This window comes from Nitrosomonas sp. Nm51 (genome assembly GCF_900111165.1).
In the GTDB taxonomy this organism is placed as follows: domain Bacteria; phylum Pseudomonadota; class Gammaproteobacteria; order Burkholderiales; family Nitrosomonadaceae; genus Nitrosomonas.
This window is the reverse complement of record NZ_FOGH01000110.1, coordinates 1-2,414: the sequence shown is the minus strand read 5'-3', so window position 1 is coordinate 2,414 and position 2,414 is coordinate 1. Positions and strand designations below refer to the sequence as shown.

General features: G+C 50.1%; 1 protein-coding gene and 1 pseudogene. Both read right to left on the bottom strand.

Annotation, left to right across the window (positions count from 1 at the left end):
* Positions 1–313: 313 nt before the first annotated feature.
* Positions 314–1,384 carry an IS91 family transposase gene (locus BMY60_RS14955; RefSeq protein ID WP_090334700.1) on the bottom strand — a complete coding sequence of 357 codons (1,071 nt, stop codon included), beginning with the start codon at positions 1,382–1,384 and terminating at the stop codon, positions 314–316.
* A pseudogene (locus tag BMY60_RS14945) lies at positions 1,381–2,288 on the bottom strand (tyrosine-type recombinase/integrase). The gene BMY60_RS14955 and the pseudogene BMY60_RS14945 overlap by 4 nt, the downstream one beginning before the upstream one ends.
* Positions 2,289–2,414 lie beyond the last annotated feature (126 nt).

Here is a 2,414-nt window from a genome sequence, read left to right as displayed (position 1 = left end):
TAACGAATAAGATTAGATCGCGCGCGGAACGCGCCGCGATCTGAATCGTTTGTTGGACGAGTCCGTTGTTGAATTGACTATGGAAATATCTCCGAGTGGTTTTCCCGGTTTGGGGTGGTAAAGTATGATCTGGTGAGCAGATCATAGATACGGCAACATTGCATTGCCGTTTTTTTGCGCCTGAATCTGTGTTTTTGACCTGCTGACAGAGCAATGGGGTATTTTTAACACGAGTGTGATCCTCCCTGTCTGGCACGGATTAAGTTGATGTGAGCGTTTTGGTTTACATGGGCAACGATTCCTTCCTTGTTACTCAACTGCTATTGGGTAGTAGCGATGCGCTCGGTTGTATTCGAGTGCGTACGATTTTCATCACACCACCGCAGCAAGGACAGGTGATCACCGGCCGATCGGGCAAGGCGGCGATCAGCCGTGCCGGATTAAAGCCCTGCAGTAGCTGGATCAGTTGCAATTTATGTTTGCTGTTGGGGTGCAACAGGCCGAAATTGCGCGCCCGGCGCAAACCTTTGGGTAGCACATGCTGCAGGAGCATCCACAAAAAATGTTCGCCACTGACGGTACGGGTCTGGGTATGCTGTGTTTTGCTGTCGCGATAGCGAAAGGTCACCTGACCGTTTTCGCAGCGCAAAATATCTTTTTCACGGATCACGCCGCGATACAGATAACGGCCAAGGTAGGTTAATGCCTTGTTCCCGGTACCGACGGATTTGCAATGCACCACCCAGCGCTCGGGATAGTCAGCAGGCAATGTAAGTCCGGCCTGCTTGAGTGCGGCCAGCAACTTGGCACGGAAGACTTTGGCCAGAGCCCGCCGGCTGAACAGCCAGCCTTTTCTTCCTGATTTTTTTCGCAGTATATTGTGTTGGTCTATCGCCGTAGCCGGCATCACCATGTGTACATGCGGATGGTAATCCAGGCGACGATTATGCGTATGCAACACACTGGTAGCGCCGGGTATACCTTGCAGTTGTTTGTCATTGTGACTGAATTGTTTCAGCGTGGCCCAACTGCATTGCATCAGTTGATCGTAAACCATGCGCTGATGCCGCCATGCCAGTGACCTCAGCTCAGCAGGCAAGGTAAAGGTCAGCATGAAATAACGAGCAGGCAATTGCTTTTGCAATTGCCGTGCCAGCCATTCCTGGCTTTGGTGGTGCTGACAATGTGGACAATAGCGATGACCACAGGAATGGGGAACATAGCGGGGTTGTTCGCAATCATTGCAGCGCAACTGCATGAACGGCGCTTTATCGGTACGGCAAATTTGCCAGGCCGATAAGGCCTTTAGTTGTGACGGCAGCAGTGAATAACGCTGACGGGTTGTCGCGGCAAATTGTTGGACGATGTCAGACAGGCGGATCATTTCACGCTCCCCCATGAAACGGTAAAACGGTTCATCAGGGTATTAATGGCCTGATCGGCTTTATGTTGGGTGCGACTAGAAAGACGGGTGTATCGGATGGTGGAAAGAATGCTGGAATGGCCGAGAATTTGTTGAATTTCCAGCAGGTCTACGCCGGATTCCAGTAAATGCGTGGCATAGCTGTGACGCAGGCTGTGCGGGGAAATCTTTTTTTAAAACCGCATTCATTTGCTACCTTTTTGAACGTCGTCTGCACGCCGCCTCTATCCAGTGGCGTCGTTGCCGCTGTGCTGCCTTTCAAACCGGATTTACGATTGGGAAACAGCCAGTTGGGGTTGCGATGCACTGCCCAGAAACACCGCAACAGTAAATAGGTAGCTTGCGGCAGCGGCACGTAACGGTCTTTGTTGCCTTTGCTGTCACGAATATGTGTCCGCATACGCTTGCCATCAATATCACCCGGCGTTAATGCCAGACCTTCCGACAGTCGCAACCCTAAACTGTATAGCGTAAAAAAAAAGACCTTGTAACTGAGTTTGCAGGTGGCATCAATCAGCTGTTGCACTTCTGCTGCGGTCAGAATATCCGGCAGCCGCTTGGCCTTGGGTGGTTTGATCAAATCCAAATGTTCCCAGGGCTGATCCAGCACATAACGAGTGTAAAACTTCAGCCCATATAAATCCAGTTTCACCGCACTCCAGGAATGCGTCCGCAATAAATCTGTAAAATAATTCAGCAATTGCTGCCTGCTCAGGTTGTCAATCCGATAGTCAAACGCCAACCCAATCCGCCGTATGGCACGACTGTATGCATCAATCGTTTTAGGTTGCAGCCCTTTAAGTTTCAGATGTTGTAAGTGACTTTGATAATTCTGCTTGAAAGATTCTGGAAAAGATGATGTCATAGCACAGTAACCTCATGTTCTGGTGAAGAGATATCTGCTGCGTTTACAGCAGGGTGAGGTTACATTTTACGATTAACCGGCGAAACCAAACTGCCTTTTCTCCGCGTAGCGGCTTCGTCCAACAAT

Excerpts from the sequence above, each read along its gene's own strand:
- BMY60_RS14955 (WP_090334700.1), bottom strand. The coding sequence starts at position 1,384 with ATGATCCGCCTGTCTGACATCGTCCAACAATTTGCCGCGACAACCCGT.